Source organism: Acinetobacter sp., assembly GCF_036666595.1.
GTDB lineage: Bacteria > Pseudomonadota > Gammaproteobacteria > Pseudomonadales > Moraxellaceae > Acinetobacter.
This window is the reverse complement of the sequence record NZ_JAVWVO010000150.1, coordinates 1-529: the sequence shown is the minus strand read 5'-3', so window position 1 is coordinate 529 and position 529 is coordinate 1. Positions and strand designations below refer to the sequence as shown.

Annotated in this window: 1 protein-coding gene and 1 pseudogene; both read left to right on the top strand. The window is 35.0% G+C overall.

Going from position 1 to position 529, the window contains the following annotated elements; genetic code table 11:
- The first annotated feature begins 91 nt into the window (after positions 1 to 91).
- Entirely contained in the window at positions 92 to 250 is a 159-nt protein-coding gene (locus RR876_RS17305; RefSeq protein WP_089606321.1) for a DUF1328 domain-containing protein, read from the top strand.
- A 186-nt stretch (positions 251 to 436) separates the two neighbouring features.
- Positions 437 to 529: pseudogene (locus tag RR876_RS17300) on the top strand (dienelactone hydrolase family protein); the annotation flags it as partial.

Sequence of the window (529 nt, the reverse complement as noted above, 5' to 3'; positions counted from 1 at the left end):
TATTTTCACACTTAGGCCACACAATAATACACTTCTGTTGAAAAAACATGCATATACTAAAATCTGATAAAAACAATATGGAGATCGAATTATGTTTCGTTGGGCGATTATCTTTGCAGTGATTGCACTAGTGGCGAGTTTGTTTGGCTTCGGTGGCGTTGCGGGTATGTCTAAAGACTTTGCGGTTATCCTCTTAGTTGTTGCTGCTATTTTAGCAATTGTAGGCTTTATTTCCAGAGGAAAAGTCTAGCCAACTTAAAGTTATTATGTGCATTTCAAGTGAATACTTAAAGAAGGGTTTTAATCCTTCTTTTTGCTTTATTGAGGCTTTCATAAATTCTCACATTTCAATACCAATATTCATAAATTAGTCCTTTGAATCTTGCTGATTTATGCTTTAATCAAGTTCATTCTCATTCATATAAGGATTGAACAGATGGTTGCCGCAATCAAAACTCGTGAAATAACCTATACTTCAGCTGATGGGTCAACACTGATTGGTTATTTTGCTGCACCTGAATCTGTAAAA

Excerpts from the sequence above, each read along its gene's own strand:
- RR876_RS17305 (WP_089606321.1), top strand. The coding sequence starts at position 92 with ATGTTTCGTTGGGCGATTATCTTTGCAGTGATTGCACTAGTGGCGAGT.